The sequence below is a fragment of the Moritella yayanosii genome (assembly GCF_900465055.1).
Lineage (GTDB): Bacteria > Pseudomonadota > Gammaproteobacteria > Enterobacterales > Moritellaceae > Moritella > Moritella yayanosii.
In genome coordinates, this window is record NZ_LS483250.1 from 3,802,135 (window position 1) to 3,827,352 (window position 25,218).

Sequence of the window (25,218 nt, forward strand, 5' to 3'; positions counted from 1 at the left end):
ACTATAAGTATTATTTTACTGTTAGAATACAAGAATCTATTATTTCCACCCATCATCAGGTCAACACCATGAACATTACCATTGCTGGTACAGGTTACGTTGGATTATCAAATGCAGTGTTATTAGCACAGCATAATAGCGTGATTGCATTAGACATTATTGCCGAAAAAGTGGCTCTTATTAACAACAAAAAATCGCCTATCTCTGATACTGAAATTGAAGATTTCCTCGCTAATAAAGCACTTGATCTTATCGCGACCACTGACAAGCAATTTGCTTATGCCAATGCTGATTATGTGATTATTGCGACACCGACCGATTATGATGTGGTGAATAATTATTTTGATACCAAATCAGTAGAAGCGGTAATTAAGGATGTGATGGCGATTAACCCGAGTGCGGTGATAGTGATCAAATCGACGGTACCGGTTGGTTATACCAAAGAAGTCAAACAACGTCTGGGTTGCGATAACATTTTATTCTCACCTGAATTTTTACGTGAGGGTAGTGCGTTATACGATAATTTACACCCATCGCGTATTATTGTCGGTGAACAGTCTAAGCGTGCCGAAGTCTTTGCTGGCTTGTTAATGCAAGGCGCGATTAAAACCGATATTGAGGTATTGTTTACCGATTCAACCGAAGCCGAAGCGGTTAAACTTTTTTCTAATACGTATCTGGCGATGCGGGTGGCTTATTTCAATGAACTGGATAGCTACGCCGAAACCCATGGTTTAGATACCCGTCAGATCATTCAGGGGGTAGGTTTAGATCCGCGTATTGGCAATCATTATAACAACCCATCGTTTGGTTATGGCGGTTATTGCTTACCGAAAGATACCAAACAATTACGCGCCAACTATAAAAATGTACCGAACAGCTTAATTAGCGCCATTGTTGATGCTAACTCGACACGTAAAGATCATATCGCGGATGCTATTATTGCCAGAAACCCGCAAGTGGTGGGTATTTATCGTCTGATTATGAAGTCGGGCTCAGATAACTTCCGTGCCTCATCAATTCAAGGCATCATGAAACGCATTAAAGCCAAAGGCATTAAGGTTGTGGTGTATGAACCTGTCCTGACTGAGCGTGAATTCTTTAAATCGCCGGTGCTTACCGACCTCAATGAATTTAAAGCCCTTGCAGATGTCATTGTATCGAATCGTTTAGCGGACGATTTGCTTGACGTCGCTGACAAAGTTTATACTCGTGACTTATTTGGTAATGATTAGGTTCTTACTATATTAATAAAGTGAAAGTATAATTTATAAATATAAGTGAAAGATAAATGAAATATTTAATTACTGGCGCGGCAGGTTTCATTGGCTCGCGCTGTGCAGAGTTACTATGTCAACAAGGTCATCAGGTTATCGGTGTTGATAATTTAAATGATTATTACGATGTGAATTTAAAACACGCACGTTTAGCGAATACAAAAAAATCAACGCTATTTACCTTTATTGAACTCGATCTTGCCGATCGTGACGGTGTCGCGACGTTATTTGCCGAGCAGCAATTTGATCGCGTTATTCACCTTGCCGCACAAGCGGGCGTACGTTATTCCATTGATAATCCAATGGCGTATGCAGATAGCAACTTAACTGGTTTCTTAACCGTGTTAGAAGGTTGTCGTCATAACAAAGTGAAGCACTTAGTGTATGCCTCATCTAGCTCGGTTTATGGTTTAAATAACAACACCCCATTTAGTACCAGTGACAGTGTTGACCATCCAATTTCGTTATACGCCGCATCAAAAAAATCCAATGAATTGATGGCGCATACCTATTCCCATTTATATGGCGTACCGACCACAGGTCTACGCTTCTTTACTGTGTATGGTCCTTGGGGTCGCCCAGACATGGCATTATTTAAGTTTACCAAGGCGATCATTGCGGGTGACACTATCGATGTTTATAACAACGGTGACATGTTACGCGACTTTACCTATATCGATGATATCGTGGCTGGGGTATTGCAAATTCAAGATGTCATACCAACCCCAGATGCGGATTGGAAAGTTGAAACCGGCAGCCCGGCAACCAGTAGTGCGCCTTATCGTATTTACAATATAGGTCATGGTAGTCCGGTTAAATTAATGGATTACATTGAAGCACTGGAAGATTCGTTAGGTATTAAAGCTAAGAAGAACTTTATGCCAATGCAGCCAGGCGATGTTTATGCGACTTATGCCGATACTCAAGATTTATTTGCCGTTACTGGTTACACTGCAAAAGTGAAGGTTAAAGAAGGGGTTAAAGCCTTTGTTGACTGGTATCGCGACTTTTATAACGTGTAAAATGCACTGTATATAAAAAATACTGTATATAAGTACAAAAAGGATAAGACGTTGAAGCAAACTAAAATAACGAAAGCGGTCATTCCCGTTGCTGGTTTAGGTACGCGTATGTTACCGGCCACTAAAGCGATTCCAAAAGAGATGTTACCAGTGGCTGATAAACCACTGATCCAATATATCGTCAATGAATGTGCCGCTGCCGGTATTACCGAGATTGTGCTGGTTACGCATGCCTCTAAAAATGCCATTGAGAACCATTTTGATACCTCGTTTGAATTAGAATCAACACTAGAAAAACGGGTTAAACGTCAGTTATTAGCGGAAGTACAAGCGATTGCCCCCAAAGGCGTGACCATTATGCACATTCGCCAAGGCGTCGCTAAAGGTTTAGGCCATGCAGTATTGTGTGCAAAACCCATTATTGGTGATGAACCGTTTGCGGTGGTATTACCTGATGTACTGATGGATGAAGTCAGTGCCGATCTAAAAACTGAAAATTTAGCCAGCATGATGCGGCGCTTTGATGAAACCGGTTTTAGCCAGATCATGGTTGAACCTGTGCCAATGCACTTAGTGTCTGGTTACGGTGTGGCTGATTGTGGTGGCGTTGAGCTTAGCGCTGGCGAATCGACACCTATGACGGCTGTTATTGAAAAACCAGCACAAGATAAAGCACCGTCTAATTTAGCGATTGCCGGACGCTATGTTTTACCCGCTGCAATTTGGGACTTGCTAGAACGTACAGCACCTGGCGCAGATGATGAGATCCAGTTAACGGATGCTATTGATGATTTAATGAAATTAGAAACTGTGGAAGCTTTCCATATTAGCGGCAAGTTACATGACTGTGGTTCAAAGTTAGGTTACATGAAAGCATTCATTGAGTATGGCTTGCGTCACCCTGAAGTAGGCGCTGATCTACAAGAATTTATTCGTGGTTTGAAGCTATAACGGATCGAAGAGTACCCCACCCTCACTCTCCCCTTCAAAAAGGGAGGGAATAAGAGCAGAGTGCGGATCGCTCTGCTCTAAACCTTAATCTAACTCGGTCTCTAACCAATCCGAATCTAACTGCGCGTATGCGAATAGCAGTGCCACTACCGCCGCATAAAAACCAAATTTATCACAGGCTTTCACTTTCATTTCAAAATCACCTAACCAGTTAAGTAAGTGCGTTTGTAAGAAATTGTGCTGTAGTGCAAAGCTAGCGCGGATCGCGTCTTCTGATTCAGCATTTAAGGTTTTTAAGATCAAGTTACCCATGAAATCTAACTGAATAGCAATGTGGTCAGCTGGCTCGCTGTATTTGTCATTGATATTGATGTTGTGCTCATCTAACAACGCGGTCATCTGTTGATACGCGTCTTGCATCAAGTGACCATTTGCGCTGGTAAATACTGACTCATACGGTGGCGCGGATGATGCACTGTTACCTAAGAATACTTGGGCATAATCGGCACATAATTCTAAACGCGCATCGTTACGTAAATTTGCAGCGGCTAATGCACTGATCAACTTCTCCACTGGCGCTGTTAACGCTGGTGTTACGGCTAACCCTTGTAAGAAAGCTTGGATCTCGGCGGACTGGTATTTATCCAGCTGTTCGTCCGATAACTCTGTTGCTAATGTGGTTGAAAGCCACCAGTAGATCTCTGAGCGGGTCTGGCATAGTTGGGTTAGTTCATCCATTGTGTTCTCCAAAGGGTGAGGGGGGCTAGTGTAAATGCTGTAATGGTGGCGCATTATAGCGAATAAATTGAACCTAGGAGTCAGTTTTGATCAAAGTTAATTTAAAATGCAGTCTTTTCACGCAAAATTGAAATTTTCTCAAGTCTTTCTTATAGGAAGTTACTAACACTCGCGTTACAATATGGCCGAAATTTAGTTTCAAACCAACTTGTATTATCTCAATCAGGAGAAAACGGATGTTTACACGTGATATGAATATAGCTGACTATGATGCAGAATTATGGGCAGCAATGACACAAGAAGTAACTCGTCAGGAAGATCATATCGAGCTTATTGCTTCAGAGAACTATACAAGCCCACGCGTAATGGAAGCTCAAGGCTCTCAGCTTACTAACAAGTATGCCGAAGGCTACCCAGGCAAACGCTACTATGGCGGTTGTGAGTATGTTGATATTGCTGAGTCTTTAGCAATTAAACGTGCTAAGCAATTGTTTGGTGCTGATTATGCGAATGTACAACCACACTCTGGTTCACAAGCCAATGCAGCTGTTTATATGGCATTAGTTAAACCGGGTGATACTGTACTAGGCATGAGCCTTGCTCATGGTGGTCACTTAACACACGGTGCAAGCGTAAGCTTTTCGGGTAAAATCTACAATTCTGTTCAGTACGGCATCAACCCTGAAACGGGTGAACTTGATTACGCTGAAGTTGAAGCGTTAGCAATTGAACATCAACCAAAAATGATTGTTGCTGGTTTCTCGGCATACTCGGGTATTGTTGATTGGGCTAAATTCCGTGAAATCGCTGATAAAGTAGGTGCTTACCTATTCGTTGATATGGCGCACGTTGCCGGCCTAGTTGCTGTTGGTCTGTATCCAAACCCAATAAAACATGCACACGTTGTCACTACCACGACGCATAAAACATTAGGTGGTCCACGTGGTGGCCTTATTCTTGCGCAAGCAGACGAAGCGATTGAGAAAAAATTAAACTCAGCAATCTTCCCCGGTGGCCAAGGTGGTCCTTTAATGCACGTTATCGCGGCGAAAGCGGTTGCATTTAAAGAAGCGATGGAACCAGAATTTGCGGTTTACCAACAAAATGTACTCGATTGTGCGAAAAGCATGGTTGCAGTATTACAACAACGTGGTTTCAAGATCGTCTCAAACGGTACTGAAAATCACCTGTTCTTAGTTGATCTGATTGGCAAAGAATACTCAGGTAAAGACGCCGATGCGGCACTGGGTAATGCACATATCACCGTAAACAAAAACTCGGTACCTAACGATCCGCGTTCACCATTTGTTACCTCTGGTCTACGTATCGGTACGCCTGCACTTGCTCGCCGTGGTATCCCAGCTGATAAAGCGGCTACACTTGCAGGTTGGATGTGTGACATCTTAGATAATATCGGTAATGAAGACGTAGCTGCCACGGTACGTGCTAACGTCAAAGCGCTATGTGCTGACTATCCAGTTTATAAATAGCCCGTTTATAAATAGAAATAGGCTGTATACAAATAATTAAATGTGTAGAAATATTGATTATTGTGTTAACCGTAAATGCTACTGAACTGGAATGAATATTTTAAGTTGGTCATTTACGGTTTTTTGATGCTTAACAATCAATGCTGTTACCATACCTAATACCACCTCATACCTTAAATCATGCTATTTTCATGCTTTGCTATTGCCTCAAGATCATATGATCAGCCGTTATATACCCAAGCAAGTTGCGGATAAAACATCGTGAAGTAGTTTGGGTATAACGACCGGCTGTTAATCTAGTTTCATAGACCAAGGATGGAAAATATGATGAATAAATCGCTACTGATAAATGTGCCAACAATAATACCATCGCAACGAGCTAAAAGAATGTGCATGGCAGTATTTGCGGTGGTGGTAAGTGGCTGTAGCTCTGTTGACGTATTAACTAAAACTGAAAATACAGAACTAACTAATCGTTATTCTGATGTATGGTACACTTATATTTAACTGCTCTTAACGTTTTAGTGATCTTGAATATGGATACATAAATACTGGGGACGGAATGCTCAAGTTTAAGCAATGGATAGGGTGAGGTATAAGGGATGATGCTGAATTCAAAAGGTAATTATAAGCGTTTATTATGCGCGTTAGTATGTGGCTCGATGAGTTTGTCAACATTTGCTAAAGTATATAGTTGGCGCGATGCCGATAATGCGATGCATTATAGTCAATTCCCACGTCAAATCGTGGAAAAAAATGCGGCGCAAAGTCGAGCGAGTCGTAAATACGCGGATATGAATGATGTTGTCAACAATTTATCGCCAACCAAAAAAGTAAGTAATGTGCTGGATGGTCTTGACGATATTATTGCAAATGCCCACGCTGAGCGTAAAATTGACAAGGTACTTACGCGTCGAGATCCTCAGTTGGTGTTGATTGAACAAGCTGCTGTATTGAAACCTAGAAAGCTAAAACCTGAACTATTAACACCAGTCGTTGCATCTCGCTTGATAGCGACTGTGTCGCGTAAGGCACAAGCACCCCCCTACAACGCTTTCCTCGCTGGGATTAAAAAGAAATTAAATCGTCACAATGCAACGCATATCATTGCTGACCGCGTGCGCTTTGCGCGCCAACATAAATTGTTGGTGGAGATACCCGGTACCGCTCCTGTAGCGGCATTAGTTAAATCTAATACTGATATTAATGCTCGGCGTCATCGACCCTCGACAGTGAAAAATAAAGCGTTAATACAGGGTGCTGAGCAGATTAAAGCGATTGAAAATGCAATTAGCAGCCGTAGTCAATCAAACAAAATAACAGCGCCATCAATAAAGCAAGTTAACTCGGCGTTAATGCTAAGTCGATTAAGCTATAATCACAAGGCGCGGTTACCATTATTGGGTGCGGGAACCAACCAACTTGCTCGGCAAGGTATTGCAGCTTCAAGTCAGTTTGTCAATGACGTGAACCGTAACGCTGAGTAAGCGTGAGATAAATTTAGGTCGGTTTTTATCTCATTAAAATAGCGTTCGAAAACCGACTGATTATTCAACAATTAGTTAATTTATTTATTAATTCCACGAAATTAGCTGCACTTTTCTGTACCCGCCTGCTGTTTAACGATAAACTTAGAATAATATTATTCAATAGGATTGTTTATGTTCTGTCCATTTTGTTCAGCGACTGAAACTAAAGTTATCGACTCTCGTCTTGTGGCTGAAGGCCATCAGGTGCGTCGCCGCCGTGAGTGTGCGAAATGTCATGAACGTTATACTACCTTTGAAACTGCCGAGTTAGTGATGCCACGCATCATTAAAACCGATGATACACGTGAACCTTTTAACGAAGATAAACTCATTAGTGGTATTTATCGTGCGTTAGAAAAACGTCCGGTTGCCGCAGAGCAGATTGAACTGGGTATTAATCAGATCAAATCAACTTTAAGAGCCACTGGTGAGCGTGAAATAGAATCAAGTTTTGTGGGTGAACTGGTGATGGACGTATTGAAAAAGCTCGATAAAGTCGCTTATGTACGGTTCGCTTCTGTTTATCGTTCTTTTGAAGATGTAAAAGAATTTAATGAAGAAATCGCCAAACTCGACAAATAATCCGTTATCTGAGCCCTCATTGATGATGCCAAACAAATCACGTGCTGAGTTAGACCTGCTATTGGAAGAAATAGTTTCAATTAGTCAGTTCAATGATACTGACCATTTACATATGCAACATGCGATCGCACTTGCACAAAAAGGCCGTTTTACCACGGCTCCGAATCCAAATGTTGGCTGTGTGCTGGTTAAAGCAGATAAGGTTATCGGAGAAGGTTTTCATTTACGTGCAGGTGAAGCGCATGCAGAAGTCCATGCTTTAAATGCCGCGGGTGATGATGCCCAAGGTGCTACTTGTTATGTGACACTCGAACCCTGTAGCCACTATGGTCGTACACCGCCTTGCGCAATCGCCTTGGTTAATGCGAACGTTAATGAAGTCGTTATTGCCATGGTCGATCCGAATCCGCAAGTGGCAGGTAAAGGCATTGCCATATTAATTGCCGCGGGTATTAAGGTTCGGGTGGGGCTGTTATCAGCGCAATCCCATGCCTTGAATCCGGGCTTTATCTTACGAATGCGCGAACAACGTCCTTTTGTACGTCTAAAAATGGCGGCAAGCTTAGACGGGCGTACAGCATTGAACAACGGTAAAAGTAAATGGATCACCGGTCCTGCCGCACGGTCGGATGTGCAAGTATACCGTGCTCAAGCCAGTGCCATTTTATCGACCGCCAGCACGGTTATAATCGACGATGCGTCACTCAATGTCCGTTATAGCGAATTAGGTGCCAGCCAAGCCGATTATCCGTTAGACCATGCAGAGAAGCCATTAATTCAAGCCGAGTGTTCATTAACTCAGTCTCTCCAGTCCCAACTTCGTCAGCCCATACGCGTGGTATTAGATAATCATCGTCGACTAGATACGTATCTTGCTAACGCGGGTGGTGAATTGAAACTATTTTCACAGCCCGGTCAGATACTATTAGTCAATGGTGTGACGGATAATCCGACGACAGCAGCGTTATTGCTGAATGAATCGGTATCACGAATTGAAATTGCGCAAGATAGTCACCAACACATAGATCTAAACCTGCTAATGACGGCGCTAGCCCAGCAGAATATTAATGACCTGTGGGTTGAAGCCGGTGCAACACTCGCTGGTGCGTTACTTGAGAATAAGCTGGTGGATGAGATAATTATTTATCTGGCCCCTAAGTTGATGGGTGATAGTGCTAGAGGACTAGCAGTATTTAGCGAGCTAACTGATATGGCGCAAGTGCCTAAATTTAGCTTTACCGATATCACGCAGATTGGTGACGATCTTCGAATTACAGCCAAACCGGAATACTAATGTTTACAGGAATTATTGAAACCGTGGGTACGCTCACTGGTTTAACCCCCCAAGGGGCTGATATGAGCATCACTGTGGATAGTGGCTCACTTGATTTAAGTGATGTGAAACTCGGTGATAGTATCGCGACCAATGGTGTATGCCTGACCGTTGTTGAACTACTCGGCAATGGTTACCGCGCGGATGTGTCATTAGAAACGATCAAGCGCTCTGGTTTTGCGCATTACAAAATTGGTGATAAGGTTAACTTAGAAAAAGCGTTAACTTTAAACACGCGTCTCGGTGGTCACTTAGTCAGTGGTCATGTGGATGGCGTTGCCGAGATTGTTAAGATCAGTAAACTTGGTCGTGCGACCGAATATTGGTTACAAGCACCGAATGAATTAGCCCGTTATATCGCCGAAAAAGGCTCAATTACCATTGATGGTATCAGTTTAACGATCAATGAAATTGACGGCGCTAAATTCAAATTGACGATCGTCCCGCATACTGGATTAGAAACAACGATAGAAAGTTATGTAGTCGGTCGTAAAGTTAACTTAGAAGTAGATGTGATTGCCCGTTATTTAGAACGCATTATGCTAGGCGATAAAGCCGCTGAATCAAGGTTACCGGAACAGGGCATCACCATGGATTTTCTTGCGAGTAATGGATTTTTAAAGTAAAACATTTATTCACGTTCCGTTTTTAATTGTTATAAAAGGGCAATGAGCATGACACTAAGTCGTATTGAAGATATTATTGAAGACATCCGCCTAGGTAAAATGGTTATCTTGATGGATGATGAAGATCGCGAGAATGAAGGCGATCTGATCATGGCGGCCGACAAAGTAACGCCAGAAGCAATTAACTTTATGGCGACGCACGGTCGTGGTTTAATTTGTCTGACCTTAACCAAAGACCGTGTAGCGAAACTGCAACTGCCGTTGATGGTTCAAGACAATACGGCGCAATTTTCCACTAACTTCACCGTTTCGATTGAAGCGGCTGAAGGCGTGACTACCGGTATTTCTGCAACCGACCGTGCGGTGACAATATTAGCTGCCGTTGCCGGTGATGTAAAACCGGCGGATATCGTTATGCCAGGGCATATTTTCCCACTGGCCGCACAAGACGGCGGTGTACTGACTCGCGCGGGTCATACTGAAGCGGGTTGTGATCTTGCCCGTCTTGCGGGTTGTGAGCCAGCAGGTGTGATTGTTGAGATCTTAAAAGATGACGGTGAAATGGCGCGTCGCCCAGATCTGGAAATATTTGCTGAAAAACACGGGCTTAAATTAGGTACAGTGGCTGATTTAATTGAATACCGTAATAGCAATGAAACCACCATCGAGCGTGTCGCTGAATGTAAATTACCAACAGAATACGGTGATTTTGATTTAGTGACTTACCGCGATACCATTGATAACCAAGTGCACTATGCATTACGCAAGGGTGAGATTGTTGCTGAGCAGCCAACATTGGTCCGGGTACATGTACAAAATACCATGACTGATATTTTGCATACCGACCGAGCAAGCAAGATCTCATGGACATTGGCGGATGCAATGGCACGTATCGGTGACGATGGTGGCGTCATGGTTATCTTAGGCAATGAAGAAAACTCCGTCGATATCATTGAAAAAGTGAAACAATTTGCCAAAGAAGATAAAGGCGAAACCCAGCCAAAAGCAAAATGGCAAGGTACGTCACGTCGTGTTGGTGTGGGGTCACAAATTTTAGCGGATATGGGCGTGTCTAAGATGAAGTTATTAAGCTCGGACAAACGTTATCATTCACTATCTGGCTTTGGCTTAGAAGTTGTCGAATATATCTCTAAATAAGTTTGCTTGCTGGCGAAAGCTTGGTACAATCCGAGCCCTTTCGTCAGCCGATTCACAATAATTAAAATGGGCCGTAAATTTACGTGCCGTGATATAGGATTTGTACACATGAAATTTATCGAAGGGAATGTTCCTGCTCCAGAAGCAAAGATTGCAATTGTTATCTCTCGTTTTAACAGCTTCATTAATGAAAGCTTGTTACAAGGTGCTATCGATTCACTGAAACGTTTTGGCCAAGTTAGCGATGACAACATCACTGTTATTCGTGTTCCTGGCGCTGTAGAATTACCGCTGATCACTAAGCGTGTTGCGGCAACCAAACAGTTTGATGCAATTATTGCTTTAGGTACGGTAATTCGTGGTGGTACACCACATTTTGAATTCGTAGCTGGCGAATGTAATAAAGGTCTTGCTCAAGTTGCAATGGACTATGATATTCCTGTCGCATTTGGTGTGTTAACGACTGACACCATTGAGCAAGCAATTGAGCGTGCTGGTACCAAGGCTGGTAATAAAGGGTCGGAGGCTGCTCTAAGTGCACTTGAAATGGTGAATGTTTTGCATCAATTAGATGTATCATTGGAGAAAAAATGAAACCTTCGGAACGTAGTAAGGCACGTCAGTTTGCCACACAAGCAATTTATCAATGGCAAATGACACAAGAAACTGTCGCAAATATTGAACACCAATTTGTCACAGATCAAGATTTTAGTGGCACAGATGCAACTTATTTCCGTGAGCTGATATTAGGCGTAAGCTTGCATCATGCTGAACTTGATGAGTTAATGAGTCCATTCCTATCTCGTCCTTTGAATGATTTAGGCTTGGTTGAGAAAGCGATTTTACGTCTTTCTACATTTGAGCTACTAAAGCGTCAAGATGTACCTTATAAAGTTGTGATCAATGAATCTATCGAATTAGCGAAAGACTTTGGCGCTGAAGATAGCCATAAATTCGTTAACGGCGTATTAGATAAAATTGTAAGTAAATTGCAATTACGTTTGAAAAAATAATTTAATTATTTTCTTCAATGCAAAAAAGCGAGCACAGGTTGTTGGCTTTTTTTATGCCTAAAATTCACTACCGAGACATTAATAACAATATAATGAGGCCTTAATTAACAATACAATTTGACCTTAATTAAAAGTACAATAGCAAGATTAATGGCAACCGATACCCAAGTTATTTCAAGATGCGATATCAAAGACTAGTTTGGATATAAGAATGGAAACAGCAGTACTATGGCAACAGGCGAGTTTGATTTAATTGGACAATATTTTACGAATAAATCGGTTCTACGTGACGATGTCATCACTGGGATCGGTGATGACTGTGCCATCTTGTCTGTGCCAGCGGGCAAGCAACTTGTGGTGACCACAGATACCATGGTCAGCGGTATTCACTTTCTTGGTGATGCTAACCCCGCGGATGTAGCACATAAGCTTGTCGCCGTGAACATCAGTGATATAGCGGCAATGGGCGGGCAACCCGCTTGGGCCTCATTAGCATTAACCCTACCGAGTTTTGATACTGAATGGTTAAGTGCATTTAGTGAACGCTTACATCAGCAATTACAGCGTTATGGTGTCAGCCTTATCGGTGGCGATACCACCAAAGGTAATATGACGTTGACGCTCACCTTACAAGGTTTTGTTGAACAAGGTAAAGCGCTGCCAAGGCACGGTGCCAAAGCCGGTGATTTGATTTATTGCAGTGGCACCATTGGTGATGCCGCGGCAGGGTTAAAATTACTTATCGATGCCAATAACCCTGATAACGGTATCTCTGAAAACACCCATGAAGCAGCATTAATGGCTAACGATAAAGATTTTCTTATCGCGCGTCATCAGCGTCCGACTGCGCGAGTCAGCACCGGTCAAGCCTTGGTAGGTATTGCCAGCAGCTGTATCGATCTCTCTGATGGGCTAGCGTCAGATTTAAAACATATACTTAACGCATCAAGTCGTGTGTGTGGTATGGCGCTATCGGCAAATATTGAACTCTCGGCATTACCGCTATCAACCGCATTGCAAACTTATGTAAGTAAAGCACGATGGCCACAGTATGCACTTGCTGGTGGTGATGATTATGAATTACTATTTACCGTAGCAGCAGAGCATAAAACGCAATTAGACGAAGTAATGGCTGAGCATGATTTACCTTATACGCATATTGGTGAGATAGTCAGTGTGGCGGCTGATCAACCTAAACAAATAGAGCAACCGACACAACAACAAATTAACTATTTTTATGATAAGCAATTAACGCCGCTCGTTTTACAAGGATGGGACCACTTCCAATGAAAAAAGATTTTTTATCGCCAGAACTACAAAAATTAAACTATGCGAATCCCGTGCATTTAGCGGCGGTTGGGTTTGGTAGTGGTTTGTTGCCAAAAGCGCCAGGCACGATGGGCACGCTTGTGGCTATTCCACTATATTTGCTGATGACGAGCGTCTTCGAGTTGGGCTTATGGCAGTACATTGCTATTGTTGCGTTGGCGTCAGTGATTGGGGTATATATTTGCGCAAGTGCCAGTAAAGCCATGGGCGTGCATGATCACGGTGCCATTGTTTGGGATGAAATAGCCGGTTATGGCATTACCATGATTGCCGCTCCGCAAGGCTGGATGTGGGTGATCTTAGGCTTTGCGCTATTTCGATTTTTTGACATTGTGAAACCAGGACCGATTGGTTGGTTAGATAAAAATACCCACGGTGGTTTTGGTATCATGATTGATGATGTACTGGCGGGTATCTTTGCTTTGTTAGGTGTTCAGCTGCTTTCGTACTTAATGCTGTAATTGAGACCATAAGTAGTATTGAGCTGCATGTACGCCTTTGATAATCATGGACTAACTCTCAAATTGAGAGATAAGTCGTTCTAAATGGAGTGATGATTGTTGTAATCGCTCACAAGCAGCAGCCGTAGCTTGACTATCTTGGGCTGTTTTATCACTAATATCGTTAATATCGATGACATTTTGGTTTATCTCACTGATGACAACGGATTGTTCTTCAGTCGCCGTCGCTACTAACGTACTTAAATCAGAAATAGTAGTCATATTTTCAGTGATAAGGTTAAGATGTTCACCCGTATCAGAAATGGATTTAATACTGTCATCACTGCGTTTACTGCCACGGTCGATGGCATTTACAGCTTCTGCTGAATTGTTCTGCAGTTGAGTGATCATTTTTTGAATTTGATTCGTCGATTCATTGGTGCGTTGTGCCAGCGTGCGTACTTCATCTGCGACAACGGCAAATCCGCGCCCCTGTTCTCCGGCGCGTGCAGCTTCGATTGCTGCATTTAAGGCCAGCAAATTGGTCTGCTCAGAAATACCTTTAATTACTTCAAGGATTGATCCTATTTCCTTGCTACTTTGCGCTAAGCTATTAATCACACTACTGGCATCTTCAATTTCGACAGCAAGTTGCTGCATCGTATTGATGCTGTTGTGAACTACTTGTTGGCCTTGCTGCGTTTCTTGATAGCCCGCCGCGGTCGATATTGAAACATCATTAGCATTGCTTGCTATCTCTGTAATTGTTACCGTTATTTGTTCGATAGCGGTAACAACTTGTAGTGTGCGTGTGCGTTGTTCTTCTACATTTTTAGCACTGTTTTGGCTTAAGGTTTTAACGGTGTCAATATCGATATGTAATTCACTACTCGACCTTGCTACGTCATTAATAAGATTTTGTATTTTATGAATGAACTTGTTGAATGCTATGGCTAATTCGCCTGCTTCATCGTAATCATTCTCTTCTAAACGTAATGACAGATTACCGTTACCTTGGGTAAATTGTAGTAATGAATCAGTCACTTGTTGGATTGGACTGAAGAATACACCAACAAAGTACCAAGCAATAAGAAGGAGGCAAATACCCACTGCGATGGTGATAAAGAGTATCTTGGTTAACATTGCATTGAGTTGGTCTATTTGAGCTGTATTATGACCTATAATGTCAGTTGTCATCTGATAACTGAGTGATATGGTAATTATGGCGGTGAGGGCGATAGCAATAAGAGTGCCAATCATTATTCTATATTTAATTTTAGTACGTATGCGCATCTTTATAACTCCATAACTCTAAATTGGTATTTATATGGATTATATTATCAACTGAAAAATAAATAAAGTAATTACTCTATTTTAGGAAGTGTGGACTGAACGAGTTTATTTACATGCATAGCCCACCCTTTATACAAGACTTAGGGTGAGATATGATGTGGGGGGTTATAATGTAATGAAAGTTTTTATACTCGCTTCAATACCGACATCATCTAAACCTAATTCAGCATAGATCTCATCTTGGGTACCCTGATGAATAAACTTATCTGGCAGGCCTAAGTTTAATGTCGGTGTCATCAACTTATTCGCCATCAGATACTCATTCACACCAGAACCGGCACCACCCATGATCGCGCCATCTTCGATAGTGACTAAGATATCATGGCTATTCGCCATCTCAGTTAACAATGCTTCATCTAATGGTTTCGCAAAGCGCATATCCACAACCGTTGCATTTAAACGTTCAGCTGCTGGCATCGCGTTATGCATTAAAGTACCGAAACATAAGATCGCGACTTTCTCACCTTGACGACGAACGATACCTTTACCAATTTCAAATTCAGTAAATGCTTGCTCAACGTCGATGCCAGTACCACTACCACGTGGGTAACGTACTGCGGCAGGGCCATTATACTGGTAACCTGTATGTAGCATTTGACGACATTCATTTTCGTCACTTGGTGTCATGATCACCATTTTAGGAATACAGCGCATAAAGCTAATATCAAACGCACCTTGGTGAGTTTGACCATCTGCCCCCACTAGACCAGCACGATCAATAGCAAATAATACTGGGATATCCTGAATGGCCACATCGTGGATCAGCTGATCATAACCACGTTGTAAAAACGTAGAGTAGATAGCCACCACAGGTTTATGACCACCAATGGCCAGACCCGCAGCGAACGTCACACAGTGCTGTTCGGCAATCGCGACATCAAAATATTGCTTGGGATAAGTTTCAGAGAACTTGATCATACCCGAACCTGCGCCCATTGCGGGTGTCACTGCAGCAAGTTTCTTATCGGTTGCTGCTACGTCACATAACCAATTACCAAATATATTGGAAAAGGTTGGTTTTGATGGAGCCGCTACCGGTAATGTATCTTCTTCGGGGTTGAATTTAGGCACCGCGTGATAACCCAGCTGATCTTGCTCGGCAGGTGCATAACCTTTGCCTTTTTTGGTGATCACATGTAAGAACTGCGGGCCTTTAAGGTTGCGCATATTACGCAGTGTGGCCACCAAGCCATTGACATCATGACCGTCAATTGGACCGATATAGTTAAAACCGAACTCTTCGAATAATGTGCTTGGTACGACCATGCCTTTTAAGTGCTCTTCAGCGCGCCGCGCAAGTTCTTTAATTGGCGGAATACCTGAGAGTACTTTTTTACCGTTTTCACGGAAACTTGAGTAAGCAACACCCGACAATAATTTTGCTAAGTGTTTGTTTACCGCACCAACGTTTGCTGAAATAGACATATCGTTATCATTTAAAATAACCAGTACGTCTTTGTCGATATGGCCAGCATGGTTTAACGCTTCAAATGCCATACCACCAGTAATGGCGCCATCACCAATAATGGCGACCGTTTTACGGTTTTTATCTTCTTGGTCGGCGGCAACCGCAAGTCCAAGTGCCGCGCTGATTGAGGTCGATGAATGACCGACACTGAGGTGGTCATATTCACTTTCATCACGCCAAGGGAACGGGTGTAACCCGCCTTTCTGGCGGATCGTAGACATACGATCACGACGACCGGTTAAAATTTTGTGCGGGTAGGCTTGATGACCCACATCCCATAACAATTTGTCGTATGGGGTATTATAGACATAATGCAGGGCAACGGTTAATTCAACCACGCCTAAACCTGAAGCAAAGTGACCGCCACTTTTACCGACTGTGTGTAATAAATAACTACGCAGTTCATCGCATAAGTCATCCAGACGATCTGCTGGTAATTGACGCAATTCTTCAGGGATGTCCGCCAATGCTAATGTAGGGTAATTCGAAATATCTAAGCTCATAATGGTTATAATTTTATACTTTGTTAGAATTAGTTACTTATTTCGCTCGATGATGTACTGCGTAAATAAAGCGAGAGAGGTCGTATCATGCGGAATTGTTTCTAAGGCGAATATCGCTTGTTGATACAGGGCCTGGGCTTTGTCTCGTGCCCCAGCTAAACCGAGTAATGCCGGGTATGTTGATTTATTTAATTCAACATCTGAGCCTTGAGGTTTACCGAGCGTTTCAGTATCACTGATTATATCGAGAATGTCATCTTGTACTTGGAATGCTAAACCAATGGCATTTGACCATTGATCCAGAGAGGCTAATAATTCAACCGAACAATGGGGTGATGCCAGGCACCCCAGTTTAGCTGCGCAATTGATTAATGCACCGGTTTTATTATTGTGGATAGTTTCAAGTTGGGTCAGCGAGATCTGTTTATCGGTCGCGGCTAAATCCATTGCTTGACCACCACACATTCCGCGATAGCCACTGGCTTGGGTGAGTGATTTCAACATGGCTAAACGATTTTTTTCGGCTGCTGGCGCAAGCGCACAATCGAGTAGTATTTCAAACGCAAAAGGTTGCAGAGCATCACCCGCCAAGATAGCGGTAGCATGATCAAATTTAATGTGACAAGTTGGCTGACCGCGGCGTAAATTGTCATCATCCATCGCCGGTAAATCATCATGAATTAATGAATATGCATGAATTGATTCGATTGCGGCGGCGGGGCCATCAAGGTTGCGCAGGCTCACACCGAGCATGTCACCTACGGCATAAACGATCACTGGGCGAATACGTTTCCCGCCCTGTAATAGACCATATTCCATTGCTGCGGCAAGTTGGGTGTCATGTGTTGGTAGCAAGTTTATTTGCTGCTGCAAATAGTCATTGATACGACCCTGATATTGGGTGATCGAGTTTGAAAGCTGCACTATTTAATTACTACTGTCAGAGTTGAAGGGAGCAAGCGTTTGCTGATCACCGTTAGCGAGTAAAATTGCTACTTGTTGTTCAGCATGTTGCAGCTTTTGCGAACTTGCGCGTGTTAAACTAATACCGCGTTCAAATTGCTTTAACGCATTATCAAGTTCGCAATCACCTTGCTCTAAGCTGTTCACAATTGTTTCTAATTCTGCAATTGACGCCTCGAACGTCATATTTTCTGGTTTTTTTACTGCCATCGGGTGTCCCTCTGATAATATACTCGGTTATTATACCCAAGTTATTTGGGTATATACAGCTTATCTGTGAGATGACGGTGATAAGCAAAGCAAGATTGCTTAAGAATTTTGTTTGCTTGCCGATATATCGGGGAATATGATAAATATGATAAATGTGATTATTTGCTTGAAATGGGGAATGTTGTGGATTTAGCGACTTTAATAGGATTGATTGGCTCTTTTGCGTTTATTATTATGGCCATGGTGTTGGGCGGCGAAATTAGTATGTTTATAGATACGCAATCGATATTGATTGTGTTTATAGGCTCGTTATTTGTGGTGCTGATGCATTTTAATTTTGGTCAGTTTTTGGCTGCGTCTAAAATTGCAGTAAAAGCATTTATGTTCAAAATAGACAAACCTGAAGATTTAATCGAACAAGCGGTGGAGATGGCTGATGCCGCACGTAAAGGCGGTTTTTTAGCCCTTGAAGAAGCAGAAGTAAGTAACGCATTTATGCAAAAAGGCATCGATTTATTAGTCGATGGCCACGATGCCACTGTGGTCAGTCAGACCTTACAAAAAGACATTAAGCTGACCACTGCTCGTCATAAAGCCGGAATCCACGTATTTAGTATGATTGGTGAAGTTGCCCCTGCAATGGGCATGATTGGTACCTTGATTGGTTTAGTGGCGATGCTATCAAACATGGATGATCCCAAATCAATTGGACCGGCCATGGCGGTTGCTTTGTTAACCACCTTATATGGCGCTGTGTTTGCGAATATGATCGCGATCCCAATTGCCGGTAAATTGAAATTGCGTTCAGAAGAAGAAATGCTGAACAATACCCTGATTATGGATGCAATCTTAGCTATCCAAGAAGGTCGAAACCCAAGAGTAATCGAAAGCTTATTAAAGAATTACCTTCATTCATCAAAACGTGCAATTTCAGATACTGACGTTTAGTTAGCTGAATAAGTAGAGAGATAACCTATGTCTGATGAATGTGATTGCCCACCTCCGGGGCTTCCCGCGTGGATGGCAACATTTGCCGATTTAATGAGCCTGTTAATGTGCTTTTTTATATTATTACTATCATTTTCTGAAATGGACGTGGTTAAGTTTAAGCAAATCGCGGGTTCGATGCAGCATGCTTTTGGTGTACAAAATCAGATTGAGGTAAAAGATATTCCTAAGGGTACAACTGTTATCGCGCAAGAGTTTCGCCCTGGTCGACCTGATCCGACGCCGATTGAAACGATAATGCAGCACACCATTGATAACAGCGAAGCTGAGTTAGATTTTAAAGATGGTGAAGATCAAAATGCCGGTGGTAAGAATAAACGCGAAGACGACAGTAATGGCGGTAAATCACCAGCAACCTCCACACGTGATAATACCCCAACACAAAATGTCGAAGTGACGGACGATATTAGTGAGTTAATTAAAGCGTTAGCTGAAGCATTAAAAGCAGAAATAGACAGTGGTGGTGTTGAAGTGGAAAATTTGGGCCAGCAAATCATTATTCGCATTAATGAAAAGGGCTCATTCCCTTCGGGATCAGCATTTTTACAACCGCGTTTTCGTCCCGTTATCCAAAAAATAGCCCAGTTATTAGCGACGATACCGGGGATTATTACAGTTGCGGGCCATACCGGTAAAGAAAAGTTATATTCTGAGCTTTATCGGTCGAAATGGGATTTGTCGAGCCAACGTGCCGTTTCTGTTGCCCATGAGATGTTAAAGGTTAAAGAGTTTAATGAGAACCGCTTAATTGTGCAAGGCATGGCAGATACCCAACCGCTAACCGATGACGAAAATGAATTACGCCGTAACCGCCGTGTTGAAATTAGCATAATGCAGGGTAAAGCGAAATTATCAGCACCGATAAGTGTGATGACTGATAACTAGTTCACGTATACCTAAGCTAGTCTCTGATAGAGCAGCTTGACGTCATTTGGGTATCACTTTATTTAAGTCATAATAACAAGGCTCATCGACATTGATAATATCATGTGGTGAGCCTTTTGTTTGCGCGACAAACCCGTTCAATCATCTGTCTCAGCTATTTGCTACATTGCGCGCCAGCCTTTTTCGGGCTAAATCGCATAATGCGCTAATTTGCTGGGTGCTGAAATCTTGGTTATTGCCTTGGCATTCGCCATTACCGTCAATGCGAAAATTAGGCGGTGAATTTTGCAATATAAACGTTTGCTTACGCGCTTTTCGCTGCGCTTCACTGAGGTACTGCTCGGCTGTTTGTGCTATTTGTTGTTGACGTTCTGTCGGTGATAAGTCAGCATCGAGTTTTGCTATTGTTAGCATATATCGATCATAATTAATTTCCGGACCAAACATGGCATCCGTTTCTGCTCTCGAGAATATTTTTTCTCGCATGTCCTGACGATCTTGCATTAATGTTTCAACGGTTTGTAAGGTATCACTCCTATCTGTATTACTGTCATTATAGTTCAGGGTTTCCAGCTTGGGTAAATCTTGCAGTACCGAGTTCTGCGCATGAAAATCTTGCATCTGTTGCTTATAATCTACGTACTTAGCTAATAACATTAACGCTTGCTGCGCCGCGGGTGGTGGGTAAGCCTGCTGAATATATTGTTGCATGCTGATTAGCAGTTCTTCAGGGCTTAAGTCACCATCAGAACTAAAAAAATAATCAAATAATACTTTGATATCATGATTTAAGAGCAGCTGGTTATCACCATCTGTGTGGATCAAGCTACTTGGGTCAGTATTATGCAGTGATTTTGGCATGTTAATGTTAGCCAACGGCACTATTTCGGTGACTGTGGTATTGGTTTTTTTACGTAATATCATTGATGATGTGAAGCTTGCTTGCTGCTCGGGTTCGATAATATGGTCGGTTATATGGTGTGTGGGTTTACCGCTCAATGAATTGTCGCCAGACAATTTGTTATCAGCCTTTTTATTATCAGACAAGTAGATCCCGCTGGCACTGATCATAAAGAGGCTGATAATAGCCGCTGATTTTTTGATGTTATGCATTATTTCACCCTGATAAAAGACCAAAACAGCGCTCATTTAAGCTTTGGCCTGTGAAAATAAATAGCCGTTACAAACCTTGCTGTGCAAGCATATTGGCATGTTTGGTGTAAATGGCTGGAATGTTTAATTTCCAACTGCCTAATCCCATTAACTGATTAATCGCATCAAAATGATTAGCGTTATAATCAAGTTTGATGACTTTACCAATCGCTTGACCACAAACCGGTACTAAACCATCCCATTGAAAACCACCTTCTTCTTTGTATTCAGGTACAAACAGTCCAAATATGGGGATTAACATGGAATCAAGAGGATCCAGGATATTAGTACTGTATTGGTTACCACCCCAAGAGAAAAATTTAATGCCATTTGATTCCGTCTGGCCATAGAATGCCGGGTCTACTTCGCCCTGTTCACCGTTATTAATGGTCATACAGTCCTGACTCGGCATCACCGCCATATCGGTATAATCGGCTGCGTATTGTGCTACTTTGTCACGGTCGGTCGCTTGGGCAAGGCGTAATAAATCCTGTTTACCACGTGCCGGACTATCATAATCACCGTCATCTGCATCTTTGTTAGCAGACAATAATTCGAGGGTGTTAAATACAACGTTAATGAGTGGTACGCCGAGTTTTTCAATGGTACTGCCTTCTTCAACGGTATCTCTGAACCCTTCAGAAAAGTGCGTGCCTTTATTCATTGCATGAGAGGTTGATACCGATGCAATGCGATCGGTTAGGCGTTCGTCATTTGCTGCAAAACGTGAAGCCAGCGCACCTTGACTGTGGGCGATAAGGTTGACTTTGTCGGCCCCTGTGAATGCTAAAATTTGCTCGATATCGTAAACCAATTCTTCGCCACGTACTTCATTAAGTTCTGCACTCGACAGGTTTGTCACATATACTTCGGCACCTTGTTCGCGTAGCGCATCGGTAATGCCGTACCAATAATCAATGCCCATGGCACTGTCAAATGCAAACGCACCACCCACCATCACAATCGGATATTGGGTTTTTGCAAAGGTAGGCTCAGGTTTATCAAACCAACCCGCATTCGCTTGTGTAGTCATTAACAGCGTGCTTGAGATAGCGGTTGCAAGTGCTAATTGTTTGAAGTTCCATTTCATTTTTTTATCCTCAGTAAGCCAATGCGACAGGTTGTCTCGATTGGTTTGTTGAGCATATAAGTTCATTTTGGAGGTTGTCAATAGTTGTTGACGTTCGTTTTCGAAACAAACCGAAAACGTGAATCCTCTCACATTAACGTCTGTTTTAATCATTGATTCAGCAGGTTAGTACTCAGCGATAAGTATTAGTACTACCATATTATTGAGCATATATTCCAATGTGGGATTATTCAGTATATTAGCGTCACATTTAGATACTAAATCTCATGTATTGTCGTATTCTAGGTATTAACGGTTGATAATTGATGATAGTTTAGAATATATAGCAATTAAATGAATTAATTGCTATGGTGAAGACTACTCCTTTAGAGATGTTTGATATTTTAATGTAACTAAAATTTAAATTTTAAACAAATTTAAAGGTCATGGATGTAATTTTCGTACTGGAGTTTGTACATGTTAAAAAATAAAATCACCCAAGCATTATTATTAGGCGCAGGTCTTGTGTTTGCCGCTACGGCGTTAACGGCTACTGCTGCTGAAGTCCCAGCCGGTGTTAAGCTTGCCAAAATCCAAGAACTGGTGCGTGGTAACGGCACTGAAGTTGCGTCTTTAGATCCGCAAAAAGTGGAGGGTGTACCTGAATCTCATGTACTGCGTGATTTACTTGAAGGTCTGGTAAATCAAGATGCGAATGGTATTACCATTCCGGGTGTGGCTGAGCGTTGGGAAACGCAAGATAATAAAGTGTTTACTTTCTACCTGCGTAAGGATGCAAAATGGTCAAATGGCGATGCTGTAACGGCTGATGATTTTGTGTATAGCTTCCAACGTGCAGTTGATCCTATGACGGCTTCACCGTACTCATGGTATCTAGACATGACTACCATGATTAATGCTTCTGATATCATTGCCGGTAACAAAGACAAATCTACTTTAGGTGTTAAAGCCATCGATGCCTACACATTTGAAGTAACACTTGAAAATGCGGTCCCTTATTTCGTGAAGATGATGGCTCACACCACGATGAAGCCAGTACATAAAGCAACCGTTGAAAAATTTGGTGATAAATGGACGAAACCTGAAAACTTCGTCGGTAACGGTGCATTTGTCGTTAACAAATGGGTCGTTAACGAACGCCTAGTACTGGTTCGTAATGAACAATACTGGGACAACGCGAATACAGTATTAAATAAAGTGACTTATTTGCCGATTGAAAACCAAGTTTCTGAAATGAACCGGTTCTTATCGGGCGAAATTGATATTACCAATGAGCTACCCAACGAACATTTCCGTCGCCTTCAGAAAGAACATGCAGAATCGGTAGCGATCAAAGGTAACTTGTGTACTTATTACTATAACTTCAATACCCATAAACCACCATTTGACGATGTGCGTGTACGTAAAGCGATTTCTTACTCTATTGATCGTAACATTATCGCCAACGCTATTTTGGGTCAAGGTCAAAAACCCGCTTACTTCTTAACCCCTGAAATCGTTGCCGACTTCAGTCCTGAAATGCCTGCTTATGGCAAACTGACGCAAAAAGAGCGTAATGCTAAAGCGAAAGAGCTGTTAGCTGACGCGGGTTACAACAAATCCAATCCGCTAGAATTCAGCTTGTTATACAACACGTCTGAAAACCACAAGAAAATTGCGGTCGCAATTGCATCTATGTGGAAGAAGACTTTAGGTGTCTCGGTAACCCTCGAAAACCAAGAGTGGAAAACCTACCTAGAAACCAAGAAACAGGGTGATTTTGAAGCGAGTCGTGCTGGTTGGTGTGGTGATTATAATGAAGCATCTACCTTTACGTCATTAATGGAAGGCAGCAATACTTCTGGTGGTATCCATTATAAGAGTGCTGAATACGACAAGCTAACAAAAGCGGCTGTTAAAGCAACTTCTGAAGCGAAACGACAAGCGCTATATTATGCTCAAGAAGCATTGTTAGCTAAAGATATGCCAATTGCCCCTATCTATCAGTATGTTACCGCGCGCCTAGTTAACCCGCATGTGGGTGGATACGCAGTAAATAACGCCCAAGATCAACTTTATTCTAAAGATATGTACATCATCGCTGAGTAATAGTTTTCCATACTAAACTGCATGCAGAATAACGCATGCAGTCTTTTCTCATCGTTATATTATCAAAAATTGAGTTGATTATGTTTAAGTTCATCTTAAAACGAATTCTAGAAGCAATACCCACTATGCTGGTATTGATCACCGTGTCTTTTTTCCTTATGCGTTTCGCCCCTGGGAGTCCATTTTCAAGTGAAAGAACGCTGCCGCCACAAGTGATGGCCAATATTAATGCTAAGTACGGTCTGGATAAACCCGTGCTTGAGCAATACCTCACTTACCTTACCAACGTTATTCAAGGTGACTTGGGTCCTTCTTTTAAATACAAAGATTTTACCGTGAATGAACTGGTTGCTTCGGCATTACCGGTATCAGCAAAAATCGGCGCGTTCGCTTTTGTATTCGCACTGATATTCGGTGTTTTCGTTGGTACGATCGCCGCATTACGGCAAAATACCTGGTTAGACTACAGTATTATGTCCACCGCGATGATCGGGGTGGTTCTGCCTTCCTTTGTACTCGCGCCTGGCCTTATTTATCTTTTCTCTATTGATCTTGGCTGGTTCCCTGCGGGTGGTTGGTTAGATGGCTCGTTTAAATACATGGTATTACCTGTGTTGGGTATGTCGATGTTATATGTTGCTACTTTCGCGCGTATTACCCGCGGTAGCATGATTGAAACCCTGAACAGTAACTTTATTCGTACTGCGCGTTCGAAAGGGCTGAGCTTTCCATATATTGTCATGAAACACGCATTGAAACCGGCGATGCTGCCAGTCGTTTCCTACATGGGACCTGCTTTCGTGGGTATCATTACTGGTTCGGTTGTTATTGAAACTATTTTTGGTTTACCGGGTATTGGTAAGCTATTTGTTAACGCGGCATTTAACCGAGATTATTCCTTGGTTATGGGCATCACTATCCTGATCGGATTCTTGTTTATCTTATTCAATGCAGTAGTGGATATTCTACTTGCGTATATTGATCCGAAAATTCGCTACTAAGGGACTCGT

The 25,218-nt window shown here is 42.3% G+C and carries 25 protein-coding genes; 18 read left to right on the plus strand and 7 right to left on the minus strand.

Features of this window, described 5'->3' with window-relative positions:
- Positions 1-68 precede the first annotated feature (68 nt).
- Genes MORIYA_RS17670 through galU form a run of 3 tightly spaced genes read left to right on the plus strand, consistent with a single transcriptional unit; the run spans position 69 to position 3,250 of the window.
- Entirely contained in the window at positions 69-1,235 is a 1,167-nt protein-coding gene (locus MORIYA_RS17670; protein ID WP_112717292.1) for a nucleotide sugar dehydrogenase, read from the plus strand.
- A gap of 56 nt (positions 1,236-1,291) precedes the next feature.
- Positions 1,292-2,299, plus strand: coding sequence for an NAD-dependent epimerase (locus MORIYA_RS17675; RefSeq protein ID WP_112717294.1), 1,008 nt, complete (start codon positions 1,292-1,294; stop codon positions 2,297-2,299).
- A gap of 51 nt (positions 2,300-2,350) precedes the next feature.
- Positions 2,351-3,250: a UTP--glucose-1-phosphate uridylyltransferase GalU gene (gene galU / locus MORIYA_RS17680; protein ID WP_112717296.1), complete on the plus strand. Its 900-nt coding sequence runs from the start codon at positions 2,351-2,353 to the stop codon at positions 3,248-3,250.
- An 84-nt stretch (positions 3,251-3,334) separates the two neighbouring features.
- Here galU and torD read toward each other — a convergent pair whose 3' ends face one another.
- A complete protein-coding gene (gene torD, locus MORIYA_RS17685; RefSeq protein ID WP_112717298.1) occupies positions 3,335-3,988 on the minus strand; it encodes a molecular chaperone TorD in 654 nt (217 codons plus the stop codon).
- A gap of 236 nt (positions 3,989-4,224) precedes the next feature.
- Between torD and glyA the strand changes: the two genes are divergently transcribed.
- The 11 genes from glyA (at position 4,225) to MORIYA_RS17735 (ending at position 13,509) form a co-directional block, all read left to right on the plus strand.
- On the plus strand, positions 4,225-5,478 hold the full coding sequence (gene glyA, locus MORIYA_RS17690) for a serine hydroxymethyltransferase (RefSeq protein WP_112717300.1): 1,254 nt from the start codon (positions 4,225-4,227) through the stop codon (positions 5,476-5,478).
- A 324-nt stretch (positions 5,479-5,802) separates the two neighbouring features.
- Positions 5,803-5,985 (plus strand): hypothetical protein, encoded by a 183-nt coding sequence (locus MORIYA_RS20865; protein ID WP_162629206.1) that lies wholly within the window; start codon positions 5,803-5,805, stop codon positions 5,983-5,985.
- Positions 5,986-6,080: 95 nt separating this feature from the next.
- The gene (locus tag MORIYA_RS17695; RefSeq protein WP_112717302.1) at positions 6,081-6,965 is read left to right on the plus strand and encodes a DUF4124 domain-containing protein; all 885 of its coding nucleotides are present in this window, start codon (positions 6,081-6,083) and stop codon (positions 6,963-6,965) included.
- Positions 6,966-7,139: 174 nt separating this feature from the next.
- Complete coding sequence (nrdR, locus tag MORIYA_RS17700) at positions 7,140-7,589, plus strand: transcriptional regulator NrdR (protein ID WP_112717304.1); 450 nt, start codon at positions 7,140-7,142, stop codon at positions 7,587-7,589.
- Positions 7,561-8,883, plus strand: coding sequence for a bifunctional diaminohydroxyphosphoribosylaminopyrimidine deaminase/5-amino-6-(5-phosphoribosylamino)uracil reductase RibD (gene ribD, locus MORIYA_RS17705; RefSeq protein WP_174216942.1), 1,323 nt, complete (start codon positions 7,561-7,563; stop codon positions 8,881-8,883). The genes nrdR and ribD overlap by 29 nt, the downstream gene beginning before the upstream one ends.
- Entirely contained in the window at positions 8,883-9,548 is a 666-nt protein-coding gene (locus MORIYA_RS17710) for a riboflavin synthase (protein WP_112717306.1), read from the plus strand. The genes ribD and MORIYA_RS17710 overlap by 1 nt, the downstream gene beginning before the upstream one ends.
- A gap of 48 nt (positions 9,549-9,596) precedes the next feature.
- Positions 9,597-10,706: a bifunctional 3,4-dihydroxy-2-butanone-4-phosphate synthase/GTP cyclohydrolase II gene (gene ribBA, locus MORIYA_RS17715; RefSeq protein WP_112717308.1), complete on the plus strand. Its 1,110-nt coding sequence runs from the start codon at positions 9,597-9,599 to the stop codon at positions 10,704-10,706.
- A 108-nt stretch (positions 10,707-10,814) separates the two neighbouring features.
- Complete coding sequence (ribH, locus tag MORIYA_RS17720) at positions 10,815-11,300, plus strand: 6,7-dimethyl-8-ribityllumazine synthase (protein ID WP_112717310.1); 486 nt, start codon at positions 10,815-10,817, stop codon at positions 11,298-11,300.
- Positions 11,297-11,719, plus strand: a complete 423-nt coding sequence (nusB, locus tag MORIYA_RS17725; protein WP_112717312.1) for a transcription antitermination factor NusB — start codon at positions 11,297-11,299, stop codon at positions 11,717-11,719. The genes ribH and nusB overlap by 4 nt, the downstream gene beginning before the upstream one ends.
- A gap of 228 nt (positions 11,720-11,947) precedes the next feature.
- Positions 11,948-13,009: a thiamine-phosphate kinase gene (gene thiL, locus MORIYA_RS17730; RefSeq protein ID WP_112717314.1), complete on the plus strand. Its 1,062-nt coding sequence runs from the start codon at positions 11,948-11,950 to the stop codon at positions 13,007-13,009.
- On the plus strand, positions 13,006-13,509 hold the full coding sequence (locus MORIYA_RS17735) for a phosphatidylglycerophosphatase A family protein (protein ID WP_112717316.1): 504 nt from the start codon (positions 13,006-13,008) through the stop codon (positions 13,507-13,509). The genes thiL and MORIYA_RS17735 overlap by 4 nt, the downstream gene beginning before the upstream one ends.
- A gap of 51 nt (positions 13,510-13,560) precedes the next feature.
- Here the strand turns inward: MORIYA_RS17735 and MORIYA_RS17740 are convergent, their stop codons facing one another.
- The 4 genes from MORIYA_RS17740 to MORIYA_RS17755 form a co-directional block, all read right to left on the minus strand.
- Positions 13,561-14,781 (minus strand): methyl-accepting chemotaxis protein, encoded by a 1,221-nt coding sequence (locus MORIYA_RS17740; protein ID WP_112717318.1) that lies wholly within the window; start codon positions 14,779-14,781, stop codon positions 13,561-13,563.
- A gap of 165 nt (positions 14,782-14,946) precedes the next feature.
- A complete protein-coding gene (gene dxs / locus MORIYA_RS17745; protein ID WP_112717320.1) occupies positions 14,947-16,812 on the minus strand; it encodes a 1-deoxy-D-xylulose-5-phosphate synthase in 1,866 nt (621 codons plus the stop codon).
- 33 nt (positions 16,813-16,845) lie between these two features.
- A complete protein-coding gene (gene ispA, locus MORIYA_RS17750; protein WP_112717322.1) occupies positions 16,846-17,736 on the minus strand; it encodes a (2E,6E)-farnesyl diphosphate synthase in 891 nt (296 codons plus the stop codon).
- Positions 17,737-17,739: 3 nt separating this feature from the next.
- A complete protein-coding gene (locus MORIYA_RS17755; protein ID WP_101063971.1) occupies positions 17,740-17,985 on the minus strand; it encodes an exodeoxyribonuclease VII small subunit in 246 nt (81 codons plus the stop codon).
- Positions 17,986-18,168: 183 nt separating this feature from the next.
- Between MORIYA_RS17755 and pomA the strand changes: the two genes are divergently transcribed.
- Together pomA and MORIYA_RS17765 are read left to right on the plus strand one after the other, a co-directional pair.
- On the plus strand, positions 18,169-18,933 hold the full coding sequence (gene pomA, locus MORIYA_RS17760) for a flagellar motor protein PomA (RefSeq protein WP_112717324.1): 765 nt from the start codon (positions 18,169-18,171) through the stop codon (positions 18,931-18,933).
- A 27-nt stretch (positions 18,934-18,960) separates the two neighbouring features.
- Positions 18,961-19,878 carry a flagellar motor protein MotB gene (locus MORIYA_RS17765; RefSeq protein WP_112717326.1) on the plus strand — a complete coding sequence of 306 codons (918 nt, stop codon included), beginning with the start codon at positions 18,961-18,963 and terminating at the stop codon, positions 19,876-19,878.
- Positions 19,879-20,028: 150 nt separating this feature from the next.
- Here MORIYA_RS17765 and MORIYA_RS17770 read toward each other — a convergent pair whose 3' ends face one another.
- The gene (locus MORIYA_RS17770; protein WP_162629289.1) at positions 20,029-20,991 is read right to left on the minus strand and encodes a lipase secretion chaperone; all 963 of its coding nucleotides are present in this window, start codon (positions 20,989-20,991) and stop codon (positions 20,029-20,031) included.
- A 67-nt stretch (positions 20,992-21,058) separates the two neighbouring features.
- Positions 21,059-22,120 carry an esterase/lipase family protein gene (locus MORIYA_RS17775; RefSeq protein ID WP_162629290.1) on the minus strand — a complete coding sequence of 354 codons (1,062 nt, stop codon included), beginning with the start codon at positions 22,118-22,120 and terminating at the stop codon, positions 21,059-21,061.
- Between the two features lie 456 nt (positions 22,121-22,576).
- Between MORIYA_RS17775 and MORIYA_RS17780 the strand changes: the two genes are divergently transcribed.
- Complete coding sequence (locus MORIYA_RS17780) at positions 22,577-24,208, plus strand: ABC transporter substrate-binding protein (RefSeq protein WP_112717332.1); 1,632 nt, start codon at positions 22,577-22,579, stop codon at positions 24,206-24,208.
- An 80-nt stretch (positions 24,209-24,288) separates the two neighbouring features.
- Positions 24,289-25,209, plus strand: coding sequence for an oligopeptide ABC transporter permease OppB (gene oppB, locus MORIYA_RS17785; RefSeq protein ID WP_112718667.1), 921 nt, complete (start codon positions 24,289-24,291; stop codon positions 25,207-25,209).
- Positions 25,210-25,218: the final 9 nt, after the last annotated feature.